General features: G+C 68.3%; 22 protein-coding genes and 1 pseudogene. 12 read left to right on the top strand and 11 right to left on the bottom strand.

Going from position 1 to position 23,750, the window contains the following annotated elements; genetic code table 11:
• Positions 1–4: 4 nt before the first annotated feature.
• Entirely contained in the window at positions 5–1,210 is a 1,206-nt protein-coding gene (locus tag ACIUM1_RS09005; protein WP_406816838.1) for a CaiB/BaiF CoA transferase family protein, read from the top strand.
• A gap of 3 nt (positions 1,211–1,213) precedes the next feature.
• On the opposite strand, the gene ACIUM1_RS09010 is transcribed toward ACIUM1_RS09005, so the two are convergent.
• The gene (locus tag ACIUM1_RS09010) at positions 1,214–3,205 is read right to left on the bottom strand and encodes a serine/threonine-protein kinase PknD (protein WP_406816839.1); all 1,992 of its coding nucleotides are present in this window, start codon (positions 3,203–3,205) and stop codon (positions 1,214–1,216) included.
• 32 nt (positions 3,206–3,237) lie between these two features.
• The gene (gene pstS / locus ACIUM1_RS09015) at positions 3,238–4,335 is read right to left on the bottom strand and encodes a phosphate ABC transporter substrate-binding protein PstS (RefSeq protein WP_406816840.1); all 1,098 of its coding nucleotides are present in this window, start codon (positions 4,333–4,335) and stop codon (positions 3,238–3,240) included.
• Positions 4,336–4,522: 187 nt separating this feature from the next.
• Between pstS (ACIUM1_RS09015) and ACIUM1_RS09020 the strand changes: the two genes are divergently transcribed.
• The 5 genes from ACIUM1_RS09020 to pstA are packed head-to-tail and all read left to right on the top strand — an operon-like array spanning position 4,523 to position 9,534.
• Complete coding sequence (locus ACIUM1_RS09020; protein ID WP_406816841.1) at positions 4,523–5,305, top strand: ATP-binding cassette domain-containing protein; 783 nt, start codon at positions 4,523–4,525, stop codon at positions 5,303–5,305.
• A gap of 36 nt (positions 5,306–5,341) precedes the next feature.
• The gene (gene pstS / locus ACIUM1_RS09025) at positions 5,342–6,466 is read left to right on the top strand and encodes a phosphate ABC transporter substrate-binding protein PstS (protein WP_406816842.1); all 1,125 of its coding nucleotides are present in this window, start codon (positions 5,342–5,344) and stop codon (positions 6,464–6,466) included.
• A gap of 58 nt (positions 6,467–6,524) precedes the next feature.
• A complete protein-coding gene (gene pstS, locus ACIUM1_RS09030) occupies positions 6,525–7,637 on the top strand; it encodes a phosphate ABC transporter substrate-binding protein PstS (RefSeq protein WP_406817604.1) in 1,113 nt (370 codons plus the stop codon).
• Between the two features lie 33 nt (positions 7,638–7,670).
• Positions 7,671–8,684: a phosphate ABC transporter permease subunit PstC gene (gene pstC, locus ACIUM1_RS09035; RefSeq protein ID WP_406817605.1), complete on the top strand. Its 1,014-nt coding sequence runs from the start codon at positions 7,671–7,673 to the stop codon at positions 8,682–8,684.
• A 1-nt stretch (position 8,685) separates the two neighbouring features.
• Complete coding sequence (gene pstA, locus ACIUM1_RS09040) at positions 8,686–9,534, top strand: phosphate ABC transporter permease PstA (protein WP_406816843.1); 849 nt, start codon at positions 8,686–8,688, stop codon at positions 9,532–9,534.
• Between the two features lie 13 nt (positions 9,535–9,547).
• Here pstA and ACIUM1_RS09045 read toward each other — a convergent pair whose 3' ends face one another.
• The 6 genes and pseudogenes from ACIUM1_RS09045 to ACIUM1_RS09070 form a co-directional block, all read right to left on the bottom strand.
• Positions 9,548–9,997 carry a response regulator gene (locus tag ACIUM1_RS09045; protein ID WP_406816844.1) on the bottom strand — a complete coding sequence of 150 codons (450 nt, stop codon included), beginning with the start codon at positions 9,995–9,997 and terminating at the stop codon, positions 9,548–9,550.
• Positions 9,994–11,523: a CHASE3 domain-containing protein gene (locus ACIUM1_RS09050; RefSeq protein ID WP_406817606.1), complete on the bottom strand. Its 1,530-nt coding sequence runs from the start codon at positions 11,521–11,523 to the stop codon at positions 9,994–9,996. Before ACIUM1_RS09050 ends, ACIUM1_RS09045 begins: the two co-directional genes overlap by 4 nt.
• 68 nt (positions 11,524–11,591) lie before the next feature.
• The gene (locus ACIUM1_RS09055; protein WP_406816845.1) at positions 11,592–12,782 is read right to left on the bottom strand and encodes a PP2C family protein-serine/threonine phosphatase; all 1,191 of its coding nucleotides are present in this window, start codon (positions 12,780–12,782) and stop codon (positions 11,592–11,594) included.
• Between the two features lie 219 nt (positions 12,783–13,001).
• Positions 13,002–14,171: an acyl-CoA dehydrogenase gene (locus ACIUM1_RS09060; protein ID WP_406816846.1), complete on the bottom strand. Its 1,170-nt coding sequence runs from the start codon at positions 14,169–14,171 to the stop codon at positions 13,002–13,004.
• Positions 14,172–14,244: 73 nt separating this feature from the next.
• Positions 14,245–14,814: a 5-(carboxyamino)imidazole ribonucleotide mutase gene (purE, locus tag ACIUM1_RS09065; protein ID WP_406816847.1), complete on the bottom strand. Its 570-nt coding sequence runs from the start codon at positions 14,812–14,814 to the stop codon at positions 14,245–14,247.
• Positions 14,750–16,097 (bottom strand): annotated as a pseudogene (locus ACIUM1_RS09070) (5-(carboxyamino)imidazole ribonucleotide synthase). Before ACIUM1_RS09070 ends, purE begins: the two are co-directional and overlap by 65 nt.
• Before the next feature lie 110 nt (positions 16,098–16,207).
• On the opposite strand from ACIUM1_RS09070, the gene ACIUM1_RS09075 reads away from it, so the two are divergent.
• Positions 16,208–16,879, top strand: a complete 672-nt coding sequence (locus tag ACIUM1_RS09075; RefSeq protein WP_406816848.1) for a GtrA family protein — start codon at positions 16,208–16,210, stop codon at positions 16,877–16,879.
• Here ACIUM1_RS09075 and ACIUM1_RS09080 read toward each other — a convergent pair.
• Genes ACIUM1_RS09080 through ACIUM1_RS09090 form a run of 3 tightly spaced genes read right to left on the bottom strand, consistent with a single transcriptional unit; the run spans position 16,834 to position 19,796 of the window.
• The gene (locus ACIUM1_RS09080) at positions 16,834–17,352 is read right to left on the bottom strand and encodes a PH domain-containing protein (protein ID WP_406816849.1); all 519 of its coding nucleotides are present in this window, start codon (positions 17,350–17,352) and stop codon (positions 16,834–16,836) included. The two genes, ACIUM1_RS09075 and ACIUM1_RS09080, sit on opposite strands and share 46 nt — an antisense overlap.
• 33 nt (positions 17,353–17,385) lie before the next feature.
• Positions 17,386–18,210 carry a biotin--[acetyl-CoA-carboxylase] ligase gene (locus ACIUM1_RS09085; RefSeq protein WP_406816850.1) on the bottom strand — a complete coding sequence of 275 codons (825 nt, stop codon included), beginning with the start codon at positions 18,208–18,210 and terminating at the stop codon, positions 17,386–17,388.
• A 17-nt stretch (positions 18,211–18,227) separates the two neighbouring features.
• Positions 18,228–19,796 (bottom strand): FAD-binding protein, encoded by a 1,569-nt coding sequence (locus ACIUM1_RS09090; RefSeq protein WP_406816851.1) that lies wholly within the window; start codon positions 19,794–19,796, stop codon positions 18,228–18,230.
• A gap of 35 nt (positions 19,797–19,831) precedes the next feature.
• Between ACIUM1_RS09090 and ACIUM1_RS09095 the strand changes: the two genes are divergently transcribed.
• Genes ACIUM1_RS09095 through ACIUM1_RS09115 form a run of 5 tightly spaced genes read left to right on the top strand, consistent with a single transcriptional unit; the run spans position 19,832 to position 23,691 of the window.
• Positions 19,832–21,472 carry an acyl-CoA carboxylase subunit beta gene (locus ACIUM1_RS09095; protein ID WP_406816852.1) on the top strand — a complete coding sequence of 547 codons (1,641 nt, stop codon included), beginning with the start codon at positions 19,832–19,834 and terminating at the stop codon, positions 21,470–21,472.
• A complete protein-coding gene (locus ACIUM1_RS09100) occupies positions 21,469–21,720 on the top strand; it encodes an acyl-CoA carboxylase subunit epsilon (RefSeq protein ID WP_406816853.1) in 252 nt (83 codons plus the stop codon). Before ACIUM1_RS09095 ends, ACIUM1_RS09100 begins: the two co-directional genes overlap by 4 nt.
• Complete coding sequence (locus tag ACIUM1_RS09105) at positions 21,717–22,349, top strand: Maf family protein (protein ID WP_406816854.1); 633 nt, start codon at positions 21,717–21,719, stop codon at positions 22,347–22,349. The genes ACIUM1_RS09100 and ACIUM1_RS09105 overlap by 4 nt, the downstream gene beginning before the upstream one ends.
• Before the next feature lie 21 nt (positions 22,350–22,370).
• Positions 22,371–23,261 carry a sulfurtransferase gene (locus tag ACIUM1_RS09110; protein ID WP_406816855.1) on the top strand — a complete coding sequence of 297 codons (891 nt, stop codon included), beginning with the start codon at positions 22,371–22,373 and terminating at the stop codon, positions 23,259–23,261.
• 10 nt (positions 23,262–23,271) lie between these two features.
• Positions 23,272–23,691 (top strand): SufE family protein, encoded by a 420-nt coding sequence (locus ACIUM1_RS09115; RefSeq protein ID WP_406816856.1) that lies wholly within the window; start codon positions 23,272–23,274, stop codon positions 23,689–23,691.
• Positions 23,692–23,750: the final 59 nt, after the last annotated feature.

Here is a 23,750-nt window from a genome sequence, read left to right on the forward strand (position 1 = left end):
AACGATGCCGAACAGCAAGCCCGCCAAGCCACTTGACGGCTACCGGGTGCTCGACTTCACCCAGAACATCGCCGGACCGATGGCCGGACAGGTGCTGGCCGACCTGGGTGCAGAGGTGATCAAGATCGAGGCGCCCGTCGGTGAGGCGGCCCGGCACATCACCGCGGTCCTGCCCGGGCGCCCGCCGCTGGCCACCCTGTTCCTCCCGCACAACCGGGGCAAGAAGTCGGTGATGGCCGACCTGCGCAGCGACGAGGCCAAGGAACAGATCCTGCGGCTGGCCGATACCGCCGACGTTGTGCTGGAAGGGTTTCGGCCCGGGGTGATGGAACGCATGGGGCTGGGCCCCGACGAGCTGCAATCGCGCAATCCCCGGCTCATCTACGCGCGCCTGTCCGCCTACGGCGGCAACGGCCCGGAGGGCAACCGCCCGGGCGTGGACCTGATGGTCGCCGCCGAATCGGGCATGACCACCGGAATGCCCACTCCCACCGGCAAACCCCAGATCATCCCGTTCCAACTCGTCGACGCCGCCAGCGGACATGTGCTGGCCCAGGCGGTGCTGGCCGCGCTGCTCAACCGCGAGCGCCACGGCGTGGCCGACGTCGTGCGCGTCGCGATGTATGACGTCGCCGTCAGCCTGCAGGCTTCTCAACTGACCATCCACCTGAACAAGCCCACCGAGGCGCCCCAACCGGATTCGGCGCCAAAGCCTAAGCGGCGCAAGGGTGTTGGGTTCGCAACCCAACCGTCGGACGCCTTCAAGGCCGCCGACGGCTACCTGGTGATCAGCGCTTACGTGCCCAAGCATTGGGACAAGCTGTGCGAGATCATCGGCCGGCCCGACATGCGCGACGACGAGCGGTTCGTCGATCAGCGCGCGCGGGCGCTCAACTATCCCGAGCTGACCGAGGAACTCGAGAAGGCCCTGGCCACCAAGACCGCAGACGATTGGGTCCGGCTGCTCCAGCAGGGCGGCCTGATGGCCTGCCACGCCTACACCTGGAAGCAGGTGGTCGGCACCGCGCTGTTCGCCGAGAACGAGCTCGCCCTGCCGGTCGGCGAGGGCGCGGACCAGGTGACCGTGATCCGCACTCCGGCACGCTATTCCAGCTTCGACGCCGCATCGGCCGGCTGGGTCGCCGAACCGCCCCCCGCCCTCGGCCAGCACACCGAGGAATATCTGGGCACACCGCAGCCCGCGCCGTAGGGCTCACGGCGTCAGCTTGACCACCCGGTCGTTCCCCCGGTCGGCGACGTAGACGTTCTGATCCCTATCGACCGTCACCGCCAACGGGGTATTGAGTCCGGTGAACGGCAGGACGGTCCCGGTCGTCGCGCCCTGTGCGTACTTCACCACGTCGCTCTTGTCGTGTTCGGTGACGTACACGGTGCCGCTGTTGTCCACGGCAATGCCCCAGGGCACGGACAGGTCATGAAATGGCAACTCCGACGCGGTATTCGACGCGGCATCGAGTTTCATGATCCTGTTGTTGTCGGTGTCGGCGACGTAGACGTTGCCCGCGGGATCCACCGCCACCCCGTCCGGGTTTTTGAGCCCGTCGAACGGCAGCACGGTCTGGGTGCTGGATCCGGCCGCCAGCTTCACCACCCGGCTGTTGCCGCGGTCGGCGACATACACGGCGCCCTGGCCGTCGACCGCGACGCCCTCCGGGTAGTTCAGGCCGGTGAACGGCAACTCCTTCTGACTGTTGGAGCCGGCCGCCATGCTCAGCACCCGGTTGTTGAAATCGGCGACGTACACCGTGCCGGCGCCGTCGACGGCCAGGCCCTGCGGCTGGTAGAGCCCGTTGAACGGCAGCACCGTCGTGGCGTCCGAACCGGTCGTCAGCTTCACCACCCGGCCATACATCCCCTCGCTGGTGACGTAGACGTTGCCGGCGCTGTCCAGCGTCACCCCGCCCGGCGACAAACGAAAGTCAATGCCGTTGAACGGCAACACACTTTGACCGCTCGCCTGCTTCGACGGCCCCGAGGATTCGGTGGACAGGTAGCCGACGACCGCCACGACGAACGCGACCAGCGCGACCAGCGCGATGGCGCCGACGATGATCCACTGTCTGCGTTTGTCGTTCGGCACGGCGGGACGCCTGAAGTCCGTGCCGGATCCGTACCCGTGGCCGGAAGTCGTTGGGGCGGCACGGATCAGCGACGGCCCAGGACTCGACCGGACGCTCCTGTTCGCGCCGCTGACCGCCGAAGGCCACGGCCCCGCCACGGTGTCGGCGCTCGGTGCCGAGGCGAAGGAATCGGGCTCGCGCGCCGGGCGGCGCTCGTTCGCACCCGAGCCCAGGGCCGCGTTTTCCCCGTCGCGCAGAATAGTGGCGGCCTTGCGCTGCTCGGACGTGGTCAGCGCGTCATGGGCTGCGGCGGCGAATTCGCCTGCGGTGCGATAGCGCTCTTCGGGACGCTTGGCCATACCCTTGGCGATCACCTGATCCAGGGCGGGCGGAAACGCGCCGGGGCGTAATTGGCTGGGTGGCGTGGCCGTTTTCGTCAGGTGGGCGGCGACCAGCCGTTCGACGGTGTCCGCCCGGTACGGCGGCGAGCCGGTCAGGCACTCACTCAAAACGCATGCGAGCGAATAAATGTCGACGCGGTGGGTGACATCGTCGTCGGTGAATCGTTCCGGGGCCATGTAGTAATAGGTTCCGATCGCGGTCCCGACCTGGGTCAGTCCCGGATCGGTCGCGGCCCGCGCGATGCCGAAATCCGCCAGATAGGCGAAGTCGCTGGGGGTGACCAGAATGTTGCCCGGTGTGACGTCGCGGTGCGTCACCCCGGCGGCGTGCGCCGCGTCCAGCGCGGCGGCGACCTGGCTGATGATGGCGATCGCGCGCGGCGGGGCAAGCGGCCCGTCCCGGCGCAGCAGCGTGGCCAGATCCACGCCGTCGACCAGGCGCATGTCGACGTAGAAGCGCCCGTCGATCTCGCCGTAGTCGTGGATGGGCACCACGTGCGGTTCGGTCAACCGGCCGGCGATGTCTGCCTCGCGCTGCAGGCGCGCGCGAAACTCCGAGTTGCCGGAGAACTGCGGCGAGATCAGTTTCAGGGCCACCATGCGGCGCTTGCGGGTGTCCTCGGCCTCGTAGACCTCACCCATGCCGCCCTGGCGCAGCAGTCGCACCAGCCGGTACGGGCCGAACCAGGACCCGACCCGCGAGGCCGGCCCGCTATCGCTCACCCTGGCGCCCCCTTCGCTCGTCCTTCACGTCGTCAGGAAATCGCATTGACCGCGCTCGAGAGCTTTGCCGTGAACGAGCTGGGCAGCGGAATGGAACCGTACTGGTCCAAGCCGTCCTGGCCCGGACCGATCGCCGCCTGCATGAACGCCTTCACCGCCGCACCGGTCGCCGTGTCCGGGTATTTCGAACAAACGATTTCGTAGGTCGCGAGCACGATCGGGTATGCGCCGGACTGGGTGGGCTTGTAGAACGACGAGGTGTCCAGCACCAGGTCGTTGCCCTGCCCGCTGAAGGTCGCCCCGGCGATCGTCTTGCCGACGGAGTCTTTGGTGATCGGCACCGCGTCCGGGCCCGCCGAGGTGATGATCGACGCCATGGTCAGCTGCTTGCCCACCGCAAAGGACCACTCGTTGTAGGTGATCGACCCCTCGGTGTTCTGCAGCAGCGCCGACGTGCCGTTGTTCCCGCTGGCGCCCTGTCCGACGCCGCCGTTGAACGTTTCGCTGCTGCCCTTGCCCCACGCGCCGTCCGACGCGCCGTCGAGGTACTTCTGGAAGTTCGCGGTGGTACCGGACTTGTCACTGCGGAAGATGACCGCGATGGGTGTCGACGGCAGGTTGAGGCCCGGGTTGACGGCCTTCAGTGCCGGGTCGTCCCACTTGGTGATGGTGCCGTTGAAAATCCTTGCGGCCGTGGGCCCGTCCAACTTCAGCCCGTTAACCCCGGTGAGGTGGTACGTGACGGCGATCGGCCCGAACACGGTGGGCAGATCCCAGGCCGGCGAACCGCACCGCTGCGCCGCCCGGTCGTTCTGACCCGTGGACGGGTCCAGGGGGACATCGGAACCGGCGAGGTCGGTCTGGTTGTTGACGAACTCGGTCACGCCGGCGCCGGACCCGTTGGCGTTGTAATCCAGCGTGTAGCCCGGACAGGCCCGAACGTAGGCGTAGACGAACTGCTCGATTGCGTTCTGCTGCGCAGTCGAGCCGCTGTCTTTCAGCACCTTCTTGCCACCGCAGTCCACCGGCGACTGCCTGGGGGCCGATGAGCTCGAGTGGCCGCATCCCGCCAGCGCGAGCGCGGCTGCGAGCACCACGCTCAGTGCCACGCCAGATCGAGCGAACCTCACGAAACTCCTTCGACTGTCAACCAAAGTTAACCGATCGCGAATATACAAACCCTTGACAAAGAATAAGAGGTTAATGAGCGGTGACCGCGTACCGGGAGCGAACACGTAGCATCGGTTGTCAATGCGTCGCGAACAACAGCTACCGGCCGCAGGTGCGGCTTCTGCCGCCGATGATGGTGGCCAGTCTATGTGCGCGGTCGACCTGACCCTGGGATTCGGCGCCAAAACGGTCCTCGAGCAGGTCAGCCTCGAATTCCCGGCCCGCTCCGTCACCACCTTGCTGGGTCCGACCGGCTCGGGCAAGACGACCTTCCTGCGCACCCTGAACCGGATGAACGACCGGGTTTCCGGATTCCGGCACAGCGGTGATGTGCTGTTGGGCGGTCGCACCATCTTCGGCGACCGGGACCTGATGGCATTTCGCCGCAGCGTCGGCATGCTGTTCCAGCGTCCCAATCCGTTCCCGATGTCGATCATCGACAACGTGGTGGCCGGCGTCCGCGCTCACAAGATGGCGCCGCGCAAGGAATTCAAAAACGTGGCCGAGGCCCGGCTCAGCGAGGTCGGCCTCTGGCATGCGGTCAAGGATCGGCTCGGGGATTCACCGTTCCGGCTCTCGGGTGGCCAGCAGCAGTTGTTGTGCCTGGCCCGCGCGCTCGCAGTCAACCCGGGGGTGCTGTTGCTCGACGAGCCCACCTCCTCGCTGGACCCGACCACGACCGAAAAGATCGAGGGTCTCATCCGGTCACTCGCCAATCGGCTGACCGTGATCATGGTCACCCACGATCTCGCGCAGGCTGCCCGCACCGGTGATCGGACCGCCTTCTTCTTCGAGGGCCGGCTGGTCGAGGAGGGGCCGACCAAGCAGTTGTTCCTGTCACCGAAGCACGAGGAGACCGTCCGCTATTTCGCGCCGTTCCGGCCGGTCGAGGGCTCCTCGCACACCGCTGGGGTCGCCGAAAGCCAATAGCGGGAAAGGGTCTCGGCGGGAAGAGGAAGCGAGGACGTGAAGAGTCGTCTGGGTACGCTGCTGGGTCTGATGGCCGTCGCGCCACCGGCCCTGGGGATCGCCGCTTGCGGTTCCAACGCGACCGGTGGTGCGCGCAGTGCGGGGCCGACCGCCGGCAGCGTCGCCACCGCGCCGGCGACGTCCGCGACGGAGCTCTCGGAGACCGGCAGCACACTGCTCTATCCGCTGTTCAGTGAGTGGGGCGCCGCCTATCGCGCGAAGTACCCGAACGTCACGATCACCACCCAGGGCAGCGGCTCGGGTGCGGGAATCTCCCAGGTCGCGGCCGGGGCGGTCATCATCGGCGGCTCCGACGCCTTCCTGTCCGAGGGCGACATGGCCGCGCACAAGGGGCTGATGAACGTCGCGCTGGCCGTCTCGGCGGGGCAGGTCAACTACAACCTGCCGGGCGTCCATCAGCACCTCAAGCTCAACGGCAAGGTGCTGGCCGCCATGTACCGGGGCACCATCAAAACCTGGAACGACCCGCAGATCGCCGGCATCAACCCGGGCCTGCCGCTGCCCGATACCCCGGTGGTTCCGCTGCACCGGTCCGACGGGTCCGGCAGCACGTTTCAGTTCACCGAGTACCTGGCCAGGCAGGACCCCGACGGCTGGGGCCGCTCCCCCGGTATCGGCACCACCGTTGCCTTCCCTGCCGTGCCGGGCGCGCTGGGCGAAAACGGCAACGGTGCCATGGTGACGGGCTGCGCAGCGAATCCCGGCTGTGTGGCCTACACCAGCATCGGCTTGCTGGACGAGGCCGACCAGCACGGGCTCGGTGAGGCCAAGCTGGGCAACGCCTCCGGAAAATATTTGCTGCCCAAGGCCAAGAGCATTGATGCCGCGGTCGCCGGCTTCGCCTCGAAAACCCCGGCGAATCAGGCCGTCTCGCTGATCAACGGCCCGGCCATGGACGGGTACCCGATCGTCAACTACGAGTACGCGATCGTCAACGCACACCAACGCGACGGCGCCACCGCCCAGACGCTGCAGGCGTTCCTGCACTGGGCGATCACCGAGGGCAACGGAGCGTCGTTTCTGGACAAGGTTCACTTCCGGCCGCTGCCGGCCCAGGTGGCGCAGCTGTCGGACGCGCAGATCGCCAAGATCAACGGATGAGCACGATAACGCAAGGGACACAAGGGAAAAGGAAACGGAGGAGATCGTGAAGGTTGGTATGAGCAGGTTGCTGGCGATGGCCGCGACCGCACCATTGATTGTGGCGGCGGCTGCGTGTGGTTCGAACTCGCAGAGCGGTGCGCCGAATCAGGGTGGCGGCGGCCCGGTCGCGACGACGCCGGCGTCCTCGGCCGTGACCCTGTCGGAGACCGGCAGCACACTGCTGTATCCGCTGTTCAACCTGTGGGGCCCCGCGTATCACGACAAGTACCCGAATGTCACGATCACCGCCCAGGGCACCGGCTCCGGGACCGGGATCTCCCAGGCGGCGGCCGGCGCGGTCAACATCGGCGCCTCCGACGCCTACCTCTCCGAGGGCGACATGGCCGCGCACAAAGGGCTGATGAACATCGCGCTGGCCATCTCGGCGCAACAGGTCAACTACAACCTGCCCGGGGTCACCGAACACATCAAGCTGAACGGCAAGGTGCTGGCCGGAATGTATAACGGCACCGTGAAAACCTGGAACGACCCGCAGATCAGCGGGCTGAACCCCGGCGTGAATCTGCCTGCCACGCCGGTGGTTCCGCTGCACCGGTCCGACGGGTCCGGTGACACCTTCCTGTTCACCCAATACCTGTCCAAGCAGGACCCGGACGGCTGGGGCCGCTCCCCCGGCTTCGGCACCACCGTCGCCTTCCCGACGGTGCCCGGCGCGCTGGGCGAGAACGGCAACGGCGGCATGGTGACCGGCTGCGCGGACACCCCGGGCTGCGTGGCCTACATCGGCATCAGCTTCCTCGACCAGGCCCAGCAGAAGGGGCTCGGCGAGGCCCAGTTGGCCAACGCCTCGGATAAGTACCTGCTGCCCGATGCCCAGAGCATCCAGGCCGCGGCCGCCGGCTTCGCTTCGAAGACCCCCGCGAATCAGGCGGTCTCGCTGATCAACGGGCCGGCCGCGGACGGGTACCCGATCATCAACTACGAGTACGCCATCGTCAACGGCGGCCAGAAGGACGCCGCCACCGCCCAGAGCCTGCAGGCCTTTTTGCACTGGGCGATCACCGACGGCAACAACGCCTCGTTCTTGGACAAGGTTCACTTCCAGCCGCTGCCCGCCGAGGTGGCGAAGTCGTCGGATGCCCAAATCGCCAAGATCAGCGGCCAGTAGGGATTGGTGACCGACCTGACGACTCGGCGTGCGCTGCAACGGATCCGCGGCGCGCGCCGACCCGGCCTGGCCATCCGTTCCCTGGGTGCGGTGGGTGCGATCGTTCCGCTGCTCGCGCTCGTGTTCGTGCTCGCGACCCTGCTTCTCGAGGCGCTGCCCGCGATCAGGCTCAACGGGCTGCACTTTTTCACCGCCACCGAGTGGAATCCCGGCAACACCTATGGCGACGCCGTCGTCACCCGGGGTGTCCAACATCCGGTCGGCGCCTACTACGGGGCGTTGCCGCTGATCGTCGGAACCCTGGCGACCTCGGCGATCGCCCTCGTCATCGGGGTGCCGGTGTCGATCGGGGCGGCGCTGGTGATCGTGGAGCGGCTCCCGAAGCGGCTTGCGTCGGCCATCGGGATGGTGCTCGAACTGCTCGCCGGCATCCCCAGCGTCATCGTCGGCCTTTGGGGCGCAATGACATTCGGCCCGTTCATCGCCCACTACGTGGCTCCGGTGATCGCCCGCAACGCTCCCGACGTGCCGGTGCTCGACTACTTTCGCGGCAACACCGGTAACGGCGAGGGGCTGTTGGTGTCCGGCCTGGTGCTGGCGGTGATGGTCATCCCCATCATCGCCAGCACCACCCGCGACCTGCTCCGCCAGGTGCCGATGCTGCCGCGCGAGGGCGCCGTCGCGCTGGGGATGACCGACTGGGAGTGTGCGCGCAGGGTCACCCTGCCGTGGGTGTCGAGTGGCATCGTGGGTGCCGTGGTGCTCGGCCTCGGACGCGCGTTGGGAGAGACGATGGCCGTCGCCATGGTGTCGGGTGCTGTGTTGGGGGCGATGCCGACCAACATCTACTCGACGATGACCACCATCGCCGCCACTGTTGTGTCGCAATTGGATTCGGCGATGACTGACTTCACCGACTTCGCGGTGAAGACTCTCGCCGAGGTCTCCCTGGTGTTGATGGTGATCACGTTGCTGACGAACGTCGCGGCCCGCGCGATGGTGCGCCGGGTGTCGGGCACGGCACTGCCGGTGGGACGAGGTGTCTGACGTGACCGCCACCCGACGCAAGGTCGTCAACGCTGTGTTCTGGGTTGCGTGCGTGTGCTGCCTGGCGGCGGTGGTGGTGCCGACGCTGTGGATGCTGATCGAGGTCGTGGGCCGGGCGTTACCGGTATTCACGTGGCGTGTGCTGACCGAAAACACCCGCGGCAACGGCGGCGGCCTGCGCAACGCGATCATCGGGACCGTGGTCGTCGGCGCCGGCGTCATGCTGGTCGGGGGCACCGTCAGCGTCTTGACCGGGATTTATCTCTCCGAATTCGCCGGTGGCAGAACCCGTTCCATGCTGCGCGGCGCCTACGAAATCCTGTCCGGCATCCCGTCGATCGTGCTCGGCTATGTCGGCTATCTGGCGCTGGTGGTGAAGTTTCACTGGGGGTTCTCCCTGGCGGCCGGGGTGCTGACCCTCTCGGCGATGAGCATTCCGTACATCGCCAAGGCCACCGAGTCCGCGCTTTCCCAGGTGCCGACGTCCTACCGGGAGGGGGCGGAGGCGCTCGGGTTGCCGCTCGGCTGGACCCTGCGCAAGATCGTGCTCAAGTCGGCGACGCCCGGCATCGTCACCGGTCTGCTGGTGGCACTCGCGCTGGCGGTCGGCGAGACGGCGCCGATGTTGTATACGGCGGGCTGGTCGAATTCGGCCCCGAGCGGAAAGCTCATCGACTCACCGGTCGGCTACCTGACGTACCCGATCTGGACGTTCTATAACTTGCCGTCGAAGACGGCTCGGGACCTGTCCTACGACGCCGCGTTTCTGCTGATCGTTTTCGTGTTCCTGCTGATCATCATCGGGCGGCTGATCACCTGGTTCGCCCGGCGGCACTCGGAATCGGCGTAGCCGCTTTCCGCGCTCAGGCCCCGTTGCCGGGGAGCCGTACCACCTGAACGAAGAACTCGTCGATCTGCCGGACGGCCTTCATGAACTGGTCCAGGTCAACGGGTTTGGTGACATAGGCGTTCGCGTGCAGCCGGTAGCTCTTGAGAATGTCTTCCTCCGCCGAGGAGGTGGTCAGCACCACGACCGGGATGCGGGCCAGGTCGGGGTCGGACTTGATCTTCTCCAGCAGCTGACGGCCGTCGTATTTGGGCAGATTCAGGTCGAGCAGGATCAGGTCGGGCCGCGGCGCGTCGGCGAACTCACCGCGCCGGTAGAGGTAATTGAGCCCCTCCTCTCCGTCGTGCGCGACGTGCAGCCTGTTCTTGAGCTTGTTGTGCTCGAACGCTTCTCGGGTGATGAGCTCGTCGCCAGGGTCGTCCTCGACGAGCAGGATGTCGATCGCCCTGCCTTCTAATGTCGTCATTGCTGCGCTCCTTCCAAAGCGACCGAGTCTGCTTCGTCGACGGGTTCGGGGATGGGCAGGGTGAATTCGAATCGGGTCCCATCGGTGTAGGACGTGTCGATCCGGACGGTGCCGCCGTGGTGCTCGATGATCTTCTTGACCAGCGCCAGGCCGACCCCGGTTCCGGCGTACACATCCCGGCCGTGCAGCCGCTGGAAGATCACGAACACCTTGTCGGAGAATTCCTCCGGGATGCCGATGCCGTTGTCCGCCACGCTCAGCACCCATTCGCCGTCATGGCTGCCGGTGCCGGGCGCGCATTCGATGACGACACGGGGCCGGCGATCCTTATGGCGGAACTTGATCGCGTTGCCGATCAGGTTCTGCCACAACATCGTCAAAAGCATCGGATCTCCGACGATCTGCGGCAGTGGCTGCGCGGGGCGGACGACCTCGGCGTCGGTTTCCTCGATCGCCGCGGCCAGATTCGACAGGCCGGCGTCGAGCGTCGCGTCGAGCTGCACCTCGGTTTCCGTGGTGCCCAGCCGGCCGACCCGGGAGAAGGTGAGCAGGTCGTTGATCAGCGCCTGCATCCGCTTGGCGCCGTCGACCGCGAAGCCGATGTATTCGATGCCGCGCTCGTCGAGCTTGTCGCCGTAGCGCTTCTCCAGCAGCTGACAGAAGGACGCCACCTTGCGCAGCGGTTCCTGCAGATCGTGCGAGGCGACGTAGGCGAACTGCTCGAGTTCGGTGTTGGAGCGGCGTAACTCGGCGGCCTGTTCGTCCAGCTGCGCCTGCGCCGACCGCGACACCTCGAGCTCGTCGACGATGCGCTTGCGCATGTTCTCCACGTCGATCGCCATATTCCGGATGTCTTTGGGCCGCCGCGGCGGTGAGATCGTCGCCTCGAAGTTGCCTTCGGTGATGCTGCGGCAGGCCGCGGCCAGCGCCGCGATCGGCCGGGTGATCGCGGAGCGACTCAGCAGCCCCAGCACCAAGGCCGTCCCGATCACGATCAGCACCGTGGCGCCGAGCACCCAGTCGCGCCAGCCGTTGATCTCGTCGAGCTCGTCGGCGGCCGCCGCCTTGGCCGCCGCCAGGTCCGTGTTCTGCGTGTCGAAAAGCCCACGGAGACGGTCGAACTTCAGTTTGCCCATGTCGGCCGTGCGGGGGCTGATGTAGCTCGGCGTCTTGGGAGTCACGTTGGCGATGAGCGGCTCGGCGTAGTTCGCCCGCCAGTCGGCGGCGGCGGTTTCCACCGCGTCCAGATCGACCATCAGCTCCGCGCGCCCGCCCACCAAACGCCGAATCTCTTCTGCCGCAGCCTGTTCGGTGTGCTGCCCGTCGTAATACGGCGCGAGGAACTGCCGGTCTGCGGAGATCAGGTAGCCGCGCAGGCCCGTCTCCTGGTCGCGCAACGCCGCCTGCAAGCGCGCCGCCGCGACCCGGGCCGGCTGAATATCCTGGGCCATCTGGCGCGACACCTCGTCGGTGCGATGCAGCAGCGCGGCGCCGACCAACGCTCCGACGAGCACCGTCGCGCCCATGATCCACAGCAGCAACGCCAGCCATCCCCGCACGGTGAGCTCGGTGAGCCGAAGCGAACGGAATGGGATCACGTGGCAGTCCTCTCGATGCGCAGGACGGCGATGTCATCGGTCAGACCGCCGCGTGGCTGGGCGAGCTCCTGGGCACCGTTGATGAGTGCGTCGACGAACGCGGGGCCGGGCCGATTCGCGTGCGCACGGGCCAGGGCGAGCAGGCCGTCCTCGCCGAGGCGTTGGGCGCCCTCGCCGGAATAGCCCTCGAAGAGCCCGTCGGTCAGCAACAGCAGGGCGTGCCCGGCCGGCAGCTCCAGCTCCTCGGACGGCCAGTCGCCGGCGAGCAGGCCCAGTGCCGGGCCGCCCGCCGGCTCGAACCACTCCACGGTCCCACCGGCCTGCACCAGCATCGGCGGGTGGCCGGCGCGGGTGACGCTGACCCGCGGGCTGTCGGGCCAGATCTCCAGGCTGAGCACGGTGGCGAAGATTCCGGTGTCGGTGCGTTCCGAATACAGGACGCGCTCGAGCTGGCGCATCAGTTCGACGCCGTGCACACCGGCGAAGGTGAGTGCGCGAAACGCGATCCGCAGCGCCGCGCCCAGCGCGGCCTCGTGCGGACCGTGCCCGGCCACGTCACCGATCAGTACGTGCACCACCCGGTCGGGCGTCTGCACGACGTCGTAGAAGTCCCCGCACAGCAATGCGTCTTCGCGGCTGGGCCGGTATCTGGCGACGATGTCGACACCCGGGTTGTCCAGCAGCAGCGGCGAGGGCAGCAGGCCGCGTTCCAGCAACGCGTTCTCCCGGGCCCGCAGTTGCGTCGCGTGCAGATCGGCGGCGATGAGTTCGGCGCGCTTGCGCTCGATGGCGTACAGCAGCGCGCGGCGCAGCATTTCCGGCTCGACCCGGCCTTTGACCAGATAGTCCTGGGCGCCCGCGGCCACCGCGGAGGCGCCGAAGTACTCGTCGTTCAGTCCGGTCAGCACCACGATCGGCACGGTGGCATCGAGGTTGGCGATGCGGTTCAACGCGTCGATGCCGCTGGCGTCGGGCAGGTGCAGGTCCAGCAGCACGCAGTCGGGCCGGGCGGACTCCAGCTCGCGTTCGGCGTGTGCCATCGACTTCGCCCAGACCACCCGGATGTCGGTGACCGCGTCGGTGATCAGATCTTCCACCAGTACCGCGTCGGCGCGGTCGTCCTCGACCAGCAGCAACGACAACGACTGCCAACTCGCCGTCGGGGTGACCGGAGCTTGCACGGGCATCAAATCCCGGTCGCCCGGTGCCCCGCAGGGGAAGCCGCGTTCTGCACTGTGACCCCCCTGGCCGTCGGTGAGACCCTGATGGCGTGACGATGTTCCAACTCGGTTAGCTCCGGCGCGCCAACGCCGACTCTACGTGTGGCGTTAGGACACCGAATGGTTGCCGTGGGACATCTTATTCGTTGCCGTTGCGCTTTCGGCGAACGAACCGCCGGAAAACGGTCAGCGCAGTAGTGCCCGCGACATCACCACGCGCTGAATCTGATTGGTGCCCTCGTAGATCTGAGTGATCTTGGCGTCACGCATCATCCGCTCGACCGGGAAGTCGACGGTGTAGCCGGCGCCGCCGAAGAGCTGCACCGCGTCGGTGGTGACTTCCATCGCGACGTCGGACGCCAGGCACTTGGACGCCGCGGAGATGAAGCCCAGGTGGGATTCGCCGCGCTCGGCGCGCGCGGCGGCGTGGTACACCATCAGCCGGGCGGACTCGACCTTCATGGCCATGTCGGCGAGCATGAACTGCACACCCTGGTTGTCGCTGACCGGACGGCCGAACTGCTTGCGGTCCTTGGTGTAGGCGATCGCGGCGTCCAACGCGCCCTGGGCGATGCCGACCGCCTGGGCGCCGATGGTGGGCCGGGTGTGGTCCAGCGTCGCCAGCGCGGTCTTGAAGCCGGTGCCGGGCTCGCCGATGATCCGGTCACCCGGGATGCGGCAGTTCTCGAAATAGAGCTCGGTGGTCGGTGAGCCCTTGATGCCGAGTTTTTTCTCCTTGGGCCCGACAGTGAAGCCCTCGTCGTCCTTGTGCACCATGAACGACGAGATGCCGTTGGCGCCGTTGTCCGGATCGGTCACGGCCATCACGGTGTACCAGCTCGACTTGCCGCCGTTGGTGATCCAGCACTTGGCGCCGTTCAGAATCCAGTCGTCGCCGTCGGCCTTGGCCCGGGTCCGCATCGACGCCGCGTCGCTGCCGGCCTCGCGTTCGCTCAGCGCGTAGGACGCCATCGCCGAGCCGTCCGCGATCGACGGCAGCACCTGCTTCTTCAGCTCGTCGGAGCCGCGCAGGATCAGCCCCATGGTGCCCAGCTTGTTCACCGCGGGAATCAGCGACGCCGACGTGTCGACGCGGGCCACCTCCTCGATCACGATGCACGCCGCCACCGAGTCCGCGCCCTGCCCGCCGTACTCCTCGGGCACGTGCACGGCGTTGAACCCGGAGGAGTTCAGCGCCTCCAGCGCCTCCTCGGGGAAACGGGAGTTCTCGTCCACGTCGGCGGCGTACGGAGCGATCTCCTTCTCCGCCAGCGCCCGGATCGCCGCGCGCAACTCCTGGTGTTCCTCGGGCAGTTGGAACAGATCGAAGTCGGGGTTTCCGGCCCATCCAGCCATCTCGGCCTCCTCTTGCGCTATGCCGACATGCCCGGCTCCTCGGCGGGCGCGGCCCCGCCTCGTCGCCAGGCTACTAGCCGGTAACTTTACCCTGACGTTGCTGCAGGGCCTCATCCTTGGCCCGCACGCTGCGCGCCAGCTGCTCCTGGAACTCAATGATCCGCGCGCGCAGCGCCGGATCCGACGACCCGAGGATGCGCACCGCGAGCAGGCCGGCGTTGCGGGCTCCGCCGATGGAGACCGTGGCCACCGGGACACCGGCGGGCATCTGCACGATCGACAACAACGAGTCCAGGCCGTCCAGGCGCGCCAGTGGCACCGGCACGCCGATCACCGGCAGCGGCGTCGCGGACGCCACCATCCCGGGCAGGTGCGCGGCTCCCCCGGCCCCGGCGATGATCACCTCGATGCCGCGCCCGGCCGCGTCCCGCGCATAGTCGAACATCAGCTGCGGCGTGCGGTGCGCGGAGACCACCCGAACCTCGGCCGGCACGTCGAACTCGGCCAGCGCCGCCGCGGCGTCGGCCATCACCGACCAGTCGCTGTCGCTGCCCATGATCACCCCGACGCGGGGAGCATTATTCATGGCGCCGCTCCTCTCCCCCGCAAGCGGGAGGTGCCCCCACACCGCTTCGCTCTGCATCGTCGCCGGCGCTACCCATGCGGATCCCATCCGTCCGTCCACTGACCGTGTGACAACCAGTGTGCCGCCAACTCGGCGCGTTCCCGCAGCCTCGCCACGTTTTCCCGGTCCGCCGGCCGGGCGCCGACGAAGTTGATGTGCCCCACCTTGCGGCCGGGCCGTTCTTGTTTGCCGTAGAGGTGGACGCGGGCGTCGGGCATCCGCGCGAACAGGTGGTGCAGCCGCTCGTCGACGCTCATCCGCGGGACTTCCGGGGCGCCCAGCACGTTGGCCATCACCGTCACCGGCGCGATGGCGTCGGTGTCGCCGAGCGGGTAGTCCAGCACCGCGCGCAGGTGCTGCTCGAACTGGCTGGTGCGCGAGCCGTCCATGGTCCAGTGCCCGGAGTTGTGCGGCCGCATCGCCAGCTCGTTGACCAGCAGCTGGCTGCCGGACGGTCCCTCCGCCTCGAAGAGCTCGACCGCGAGCACCCCGACCACGCCGAGGTCGGCCGCCAACCGCAACGCCAGCTGCTGCGCGGCGGCGGCGAGGTGGTCGGGCAGCTCCGGCGCGGGCGCGATCACCTGCACGCAGATGCCGTCTCGTTGCACCGTCTCGACGACCGGCCACGCCGCGCCCTGCCCGAACGGCGACCGCGCCACCAGGGCCGACAGTTCGCGGCGCAGGTTCACCTGCTCCTCGGCCATCACCGGCACGCCGTCGGCCAGGAAGGCGGCCGCGATCTCGCGGGCGTGCGACGGGTCGCGCGCCATCCGCACCCCCCGCCCGTCGTAACCGCCGCGAACCGCTTTCACCACCACCGGGCCGTCGATGCGCCGCGCGAAGTCGTCGAGTTCGTCGAGGCTGCCGATCCCGGCGTAGCGGGGCACCGGGACGCCGAGCGCCTCCAGCCGGCGGCGCATGACGAGCTTGTCCTGCGCGTGCACCAGGGCCTGCGGCGGCGGCGCCACGTTGACGCCCTCGGCCACCAGCTTCTCCAGCAGCTCGTTCGGCACGTGTTCGTGGTCGAAGGTCAGCACGTCGGCGCCCCCGGCCACCCGGCGCAGGTCGTCGAGATCGGTGTGGGTGCCGATGACGACCTCGGGCGCCACCAGCGCGGCCGGTTCGTCGGCGGCGGTGGCGAGCACCCGCAACGACTGCCCCAGCGCGATGGCCGCCTGGTGGGTCATCCGGGCGAGCTGACCGCCGCCGACCATGGCGACGACGGGGACGACGCGGGGGACCGCTCGGGGGGCCGCGGCGGGGGCGGCGCCAGGCGGGCGTGTACTGGGCACGGCCATCATGGTGTCACGGCGAAACAAAGCGGCGCTAAAGGCGTGTTGACCGGGGCCGACACCGAATTGTTATGTAGTATTTTGCGTCGAATTTGTGTCCGTCCGTACACTGACGTGTTGTGTCCTTCGCCGAAGCCACGATCGCGCGTCTGCCTCGGGTTATGCAGCCCTATTTGCTGCGCCACCACGAACTGATCAAATTCGCCATCGTCGGCGGAACCACATTCGTCATCGACTCGGCGATTTTCTACACGCTGAAGCTGACAATTCTTGAATCCAAACCGGTGACCGCAAAGGTGATCGCGGGCATCGTCGCGGTCATCGCGTCCTACGTGCTGAACCGGGAATGGAGCTTCCGCAATCGCGGCGGGCGCGAACGCCACCACGAGGCGCTGCTGTTCTTCGCGTTCAGCGGCGTCGGGGTGCTGCTCTCCATGGCACCGTTGTGGTTCTCCAGTTATGTGCTGCAGCTGCGCCAGCCGACGGTGTCGCTGGCGGCGGAAAACGTCGCCGACTTCATCTCGGCCTACATCATCGGCAACCTGCTGCAGATGGCGTTCCGGTTCTGGGCGTTCCGCCGCTGGGTGTTCCCCGACCAGTTCGCGCGCGACCCCGAGAAGGCGCTGGAATCGGCGCTCACCGCCGGCGGTATCGCCGAAATCTTCGAGGACGCGATGGAGGGCGGCCTGCAAGACGACAACGTCACGCTGCTGCGCGCCTGGCGCAACCGCGCCGGCCGACTGGGTCAGCTGGGCGATTCGTCGGAACCCAGGGTGTCGAAGACTTCGTGATACAGCAGCGCGTGCACCTCGCGCAGCCGCGGAATGTCGTAGAACTCCAACGGATCTTGTGACGCCGATTCGATGATCAGCGTCCCGGTGCGGAACATCCGCTCGGTGATCCGGTCGCGGAATTCGACGCTGTTGATCCGGGCCAGCGGGATGTCGATCCCGGTGCGGGTCAGCACCCCGTGCCGGAACATCACCCGCCGGTTGGTCACCACGAAGTGGGTGGTCAGCCAGCTTCCGAACGGCCACAGCGTCAGCCAGCCCACGATCACCAGCCAGATGCCCCAGATGACGCCGTAGATGATGTTCTTGGCGAGCTGCTCCCAGTGCGTCGAGTTGAGATATCCCGAACCGAACGCGGCCAGCCCGGTCACCAGGATGAGAACCAGCACCGGCCAGATCAACCGCTTCCAGTGCGGATGGCGGTGCACGATGACGTGTTCGCCGGCGGCCAGAACGTTATCCGGGTAGCCCATGCCAGCCGACATTAGCCGCGCTTGCGATCGCCACTAGCGCAAATGCACCACGTCGCCGGCCGCCACCACGACGGTCTGCCCGCCGCTTTCCAAGCACAGCCTGCCCTGGTCGTCGACGGCGCTCGCGGTGCCGTCGACCTGCTTGCCGCCGGGCAGGTGCGCACGCACCCGGGTGCCGATGGTCAGGCTGCGCGCCCGGTAGTCGGCGGCCAGCGCCCAGTCGGCACCCCGCGCGGCGCGCCAGGCGACGATCCGCCGGCCCAGCTCGCGCAGCAAGGCGGACACCAGCCCGGTGCGGTCCGGCGCGGCGACCCCCAGGTCGAGCAGCGACGTCGCGCCCGGCCCGTCGATCTCGTCGGCGGACTGAGTCACGTTGAGCCCCAGGCCGATAACCACGACGGGCTTGGTCACCTCGGCGAGGATCCCGGCCAGCTTGCCCGGCGAATCCGGCGGGCCGGCCAGCACGTCGTTGGGCCATTTCAGACCCACCCGCGCGTCCGTGCCCGCCAGCAACGGCGCCACCGTGTCGACCACCGCCACCCCGGCGGCCAGCGGCAGCCAGCCCCACCCGGTGGTCGGGACGTCGACCACGCTGACCCCGACACTCATGGTGATCTGGGCCCGCGGCGTGGCCGACCAGCCGCGGCCGTGCCGGCCCCGCCCGGCGGTCTGGTGCTCGGCGATCAACACCGCACCGGCGACGTCATCCCCCGAGGCCGCGCGCGCCAGCAGGTCGGCGTTGGTGGAGCCGGTCTGCTGCACGACGTCGAGCTTGCGCCAGCCCAGCCCGGTGCCGATCAACTCGGCGCGTAACGCGCTCTCGTCCAACGGTGTTCGAAGTTGATCTCGTTGGCTCACCGCACCCAGCCTAGAACTCAGGGCCGACGGTCGCGCATGTCCAGCACCGCCAGATGGCTGAACAACATGCTGGTTCCGATCGGATTGCCGCCGCCGGGATAGGCGGTGCCGCTGGGCGCGGCCATGGTGTTGCCCGCCGCGTACAGCCCGGCGATGGGCCGGCCGGACCGGTCCAGCACCCGGGCCGCGGCGTCGGTGCGCAGCCCGCCCTTGGTGCCCAGGTCGGAGATGCCGAACGCGGCGGCGTGAAACGGCGGCCGGTCGATGGGCACCAGCGGTGACGCGCCCGCCGAGAAGGCCCGGTCGAACGCCTCGTCGCCGCGGCCGAAGTCCTCGTCGACGCCGGCGGCGGCGAATGCGTTGAACCGTGCCACCGTCGCCACCAGGTTGCGGGCCGGCACGCCGATCTTGGCGGCAAGCTCCTCGAGGGTGTCACCGGTGTGCCACAGGCCCGCGGCGACGTACTTCTCGGTCTCCACGATGGTGACGTTGGGCGCCTTCACCGGCGGCACCTCGCCCTCGGAGTCGTCGTAGATCATCCAGTACGGCAACGTGATCGACCCGTCGGCCAACTGCGCGATGATCTCGCGGCCGGCCCGGTCGTAGGCCCGGGACTCGTTGACGAACCGGTTGCCGTCCTGGTTCACGAAGATGCCGCCGGTGAACCACAGCGCGAACGCCGACCGGCCGTCGGGATGGGTCAGGCCGGGCGACCACCAGGCCTGATCCAGCAGGTCGGTGTCGGCGCCCGCGCCGATGCCGGCCAGCAGCGCCAGGCCGCGACTTCCCGGGCCGCCCATGGTGTCTCGCGACGTTCCCGGCACGCCGTAGCGCCGGCGCAACTCCTCGTTGGCTTCAAAACCCCCGGCGGCCAGCAGTACTCCGAGCCGGGCGCGGATGGCGCGGCGCTCGCCGGCGGTCTCGACGATCGCGCCCGTCACCCCGCCCTCGTCGACCACCAGCTCGACCAGGGCGGTGTCGCGGCGCAGCGAGGCCGCCGGGTACTGCCCGATGGCCTTGAGGAACCGCGCGATCAGGGCGCGGCCACCCAGGTAGTAGTCCGACGGGGGTTCGGCGCCGAGCCGGTCGGTGTCCAGCGGCCCCCGGATGACCTCGCGGAACTCGGGTGCGGCGGCCACCGCCAGCGGCTTGGCCGCGATGTGGCGCTGGCCGTCGGCGCGCGCCTTCGGCGCGGTGCCGTAGTAGTCAGGCCAGGGCAACGGCACGAACTTCAGGTTGGCGTCGGCCTCCAGGTACTCGATCAGACCGGCGCCGCCGCGCACGAAGGTTTCCTGCAGTTCGCGCGGGGTGCGGTCACCGACCACGGCGCAGTAGTAGGTGAGCGCGTCGTCGATGGTGTCGTCGGTGCCGGCGCGCAGCAGCACCGGATTGCACGGGAACCACACCCCGCCCCCGCCGGAGTACGCGGTGGTGCCGCCGAACTTGTCGGTCGCTTCGACCAGCAGCACCTCGAGGCCTTCGCGCGCCGCGGTGTAGGCGCCGGTCATACCGCCACCGCCGGACCCCGCCACCAGCACGTCGCATTCGGCCGTCCAGTCCGCGGTCCCCAACGGGCGGGCGTCCATCAGCGGAGACTACCGCGCCGCTAAGCTCGACTCCCATGACGAGCGTTACCGACCACACTGCGGAACCGGCCGCCGAGCACACCATCGACATCCACACCACCGCGGGCAAGCTGGCCGAGCTGCACAAGCGCCGCGAAGAGTCGCTGCACCCGGTGGGCGAAGAGGCCGTCGAGAAGGTGCACGCCAAGGGCAAGCTGACCGCGCGCGAGCGCATCCTCGCCCTGCTCGACGAGGACTCGTTCGTGGAGCTCGACGCGCTGGCCAGGCACCGCAGCAAGAACTTCGGGCTGGAGAACAACCGCCCGCTGGGCGACGGCGTGATCACCGGCTACGGCACCATCGACGGCCGCGACGTGTGCATCTTCAGCCAGGACGCCACGGTGTTCGGCGGCAGCCTGGGCGAGGTGTACGGCGAGAAGATCGTCAAGATCCAGGACCTGGCCATCAAGACGGGCCGCCCGCTGATCGGCATCAACGACGGCGCCGGCGCCCGGATCCAGGAGGGCGTCGTCTCGCTGGGCCTGTACAGCAAGATCTTCCGCAACAACATCCTGGCCTCCGGGGTCATCCCGCAGATCTCGCTGATCATGGGTGCCGCCGCCGGTGGGCACGTTTACTCCCCCGCCCTGACCGACTTCGTGGTGATGGTCGACCAGACCAGCCAGATGTTCATCACCGGACCCGACGTCATCAAGACCGTCACCGGTGAGGACGTCACCATGGAGGAGCTGGGCGGCGCGCACACCCACATGGCCAAGTCGGGCACCCTGCACTATGTCGCCTCCGGCGAGCAGGACGCCTTCGACTGGGTCCGTGACCTGCTGAGCTACCTGCCGCCCAACAACGCCACCGACCCGCCGCGCTACGCCGAGCCGCATCCCCCGGGCGCCATCGAGGACAACCTCACCGACGAGGACCTCGAGCTGGACACGCTGATCCCGGACTCGCCCAACCAGCCCTACGACATGCACGAGGTGATCACCCGGATCCTCGACGACGACGAGTTCCTGGAGATTCAGGGCGGCTACGCGCAGAACATCGTCGTCGGGTTCGGCCGCATCGAGGGCCGGCCGGTGGGGATCGTGGCCAACCAGCCGACCCAGTTCGCCGGCTGCCTGGACATCAACGCCTCGGAGAAGGCGGCGCGGTTCGTGCGGACCTGCGACTGCTTCAACATCCCGATCATCATGCTGGTGGACGTCCCGGGCTTCCTGCCGGGGACGGGCCAGGAGTACAACGGCATCATCCGCCGCGGCGCCAAGCTGCTGTTCGCCTACGGCGAGGCCACCGTCCCGAAGATCACCGTGATCACCCGCAAGGCCTACGGCGGCGCCTACTGCGTGATGGGGTCCAAGGACATGGGCTGTGACGTCAACCTGGCGTGGCCGTCGGCGCAGATCGCGGTGATGGGCGCCTCCGGTGCCGTCGGGTTCGTCTACCGCAAGCAGCTGAGCGAGGCGGCCAAGGAGGGCAAGGACGTCGACGCGCTGCGGCTGCAGCTGCAGCAGGAGTACGAGGACACCCTGGTCAACCCCTACGTCGCCGCCGAACGCGGCTACGTCGACGCGGTGATCCCGCCGTCGCACACCCGCGGGTACATCGCCACGGCGCTGCGCCTGCTGGAACGCAAGATCTCCCACCTGCCCCCCAAGAAGCACGGGAACATCCCCCTATGACCGAGCAGACCGACACCGCGGCCGAGGACGCTGCGCAGCCGCACGAGCCGCACATCCAGATCCTCAAGGGTGAACCCACCGCCGAGGAGGTGGCCGCGCTGGTCGCGGTGCTGGGCTGCGCCGGTGGTGTGCCGGAGCCCGAGCAGCCCGAGCGGACCCGCTGGGGTCTGCCGGTCGACCGGCTGCGTTTCGCGATGACCAACTATCAGCGGCTGACGTTCCAGCAAATGACCCACATGAGGCATTGACCCGGCTGGTGCTGGCGTCGGCCTCTACCGGCCGGCTCAAGGTGCTGCGCCAGGCCGGCGTCGACCCGCTGGTCGTGGTCTCCGGCGTCGACGAGGATGCCGTCGCCGCCGCGCTGGGCCCGGACGCCTCCCCGGCCGACGTGGTGTGCGCCCTGGCCCGCGCCAAGGCCGACCGGGTGGCCGGCGAACTCGACGGCGACGTAGCGGCCAATTGTGTTGTCATCGGCTGTGATTCGATGCTGTTCATCGAGGGCCGGTTGTGCGGGAAACCCGGGTCGGCCGACGCCGCCGCGAGTCAGTGGCGCCTGATGGGCGGCCGCTCCGGCGAGCTGCACACCGGGCACTGCCTGCTGCGGCTCAGCAATGGCGCCATCACCCATCGAGAAGTCGAATCACTAAGCACCACAGTGCATTTCTCCAATCCGACGGATGCGGACCTGCGGGCGTATGTCGCGCACGGCGAGCCGTCGCAGGTGGCCGGCGGCTTCACCCTGGACGGCCTGGGCGGCTGGTTCGTCGACGGCATCGCCGGCGACCCGTCGAACGTGATCGGCGTCAGCCTGCCGCTGCTGCGGTCGCTGCTGGAGCGGGTCGGGCTGTCGGTGTCCGCGCTGTGGGCCGCCAACTGACCTGGCGGTAGGCTCGGCAGCGTGGCATTACCACCCGATCCAAGCCCGACGCTGTCGGCGTACGCCCACCCCGAGCGACTGGTCACCGCCGACTGGCTGTCCGCCAACCAAGGCACCCCAGGCCTGGCGATCGTCGAATCCGACGAGGACGTGCTGCTCTACGACGTCGGTCATATCCCCGGCGCGGTCAAGGTCGACTGGCACACCGACCTCAACGACCCCCACGTCCGCGACTACATCGACGGGGCGCAGTTCGCGGAACTGATGGACCGCAAGGGCATCGCCCGCGACGACACCGTGGTGATCTACGGCGACAAGAGCAACTGGTGGGCGGCCTATGCGCTGTGGGTGTTCACGCTGTTCGGCCACCCCGATGTGCGGCTGCTGAACGGCGGCCGTGACCTGTGGCTGGCCGAACGCCGGGAGACCACGCTGGACGTGCCCACCAAGACGTCCAGCGGCTACCCCGTGGTCACCCGCAACGACGCACCCATCCGCGCCTTCAAGGACGACGTGCTGGGCATTCTGGGCAGCCAGCCGCTGATCGACGTGCGCTCGCCGGACGAGTACACCGGCAAGCGCACCCACATGCCCGAGTACCCCGAGGAAGGCGTGCTGCGCGGCGGCCACATCCCCACCGCCCGATCGATTCCGTGGGCCAAGGCGGTCGACGAGAGCGGGCGGTTCCGTAGCCGCGAGGAGCTCGAGGAGCTGTACGGCTTCCTGCAGCCGGACGACCAGACCGTGGTGTACTGCCGCATCGGCGAGCGCTCCAGCCACACCTGGTTCGTGCTGACGCACCTGCTGGGCAAGCCCGGGGTGCGCAACTACGACGGATCGTGGACCGAGTGGGGCAACACCGTGCGCACGCCGATCGTGGCGGGTGAAGAGCCGGGCACCGTTGCGGTCTGATGGCGCCACGATGAGCATGCCCGCTCCCCTAGCAGAGGTGGTGTCCGACTTCGCCGAGGTCGAGGGCCAGGACAAGCTGGCGCTGCTGCTGGAGTTCGCCAACGACCTGCCCGCGCTGCCGTCCGACCTCCAAGAGGCGGCCATGGAGCCGGTGCCCGAGTGCCAGACCCCGCTGTTCTTGCATGTCGACGCCAGCAACCCGGACCGGGTGCGGCTGCACTTCAGCGCGCCCGCCGAATCACCCACCACGCGGGGGTTCGCGTCGATTCTGGCCGCCGGCCTCGACGAACAGCCGGCCGCCGCCATTCTGGCGGTGCCCGAGGATTTCTACGCCGACCTCGGGCTTGCCGCGCTGATCAGCCCGCTGCGGTTGCGCGGCTTGTCGGCGATGCTCGCCCGCATCAAGCGCAGGCTGCGCGAGAGTGCCTAGAAAAACCCAAAATCCGGACCGCCTCGTCGGGCCGAACGGCGCGGCGCTTAGACTTCCCG

The sequence above is a fragment of the Mycobacterium sp. M23085 genome, assembly GCF_045343915.1.
GTDB lineage: Bacteria > Actinomycetota > Actinomycetes > Mycobacteriales > Mycobacteriaceae > Mycobacterium.